General features: G+C 43.3%; 1 protein-coding gene. It reads left to right on the forward strand.

Annotation, left to right across the window (positions count from 1 at the left end):
• Positions 1 to 51 precede the first annotated feature (51 nt).
• Positions 52 to 174 (forward strand): hypothetical protein, encoded by a 123-nt coding sequence (locus FS628_RS32980; protein ID WP_260871263.1) that lies wholly within the window; start codon positions 52 to 54, stop codon positions 172 to 174.
• The last annotated feature ends 57 nt before the right edge of the window (positions 175 to 231 follow it).

Genomic DNA, 231 nt, shown 5'->3' on the forward strand with positions numbered 1-231 from the left:
AAGAGACTTAAGGAGGGTGGGAAATGCATGGGATGAAGTATAAGGTTTAAGGTGAAAAAAATGGATTTTTTAGATATGATTGGTGAATTGAGATATAATGTTGGTGAATATGGATTGGAAAATGGTGGTGGTGGGGAAGGGGATATAGGGGGTGGTTGTAGGGGTAAGGGGTGAATGGGGTTTGAGGGAAGGTGGGGGAAATTTGGTTGAAATGGGGGAAGTGGGTGAGAT

Origin of the sequence: Paenibacillus xylanexedens (genome assembly GCF_007676705.1) — a bacterium.
Lineage (GTDB): Bacteria > Bacillota > Bacilli > Paenibacillales > Paenibacillaceae > Paenibacillus > Paenibacillus xylanexedens_C.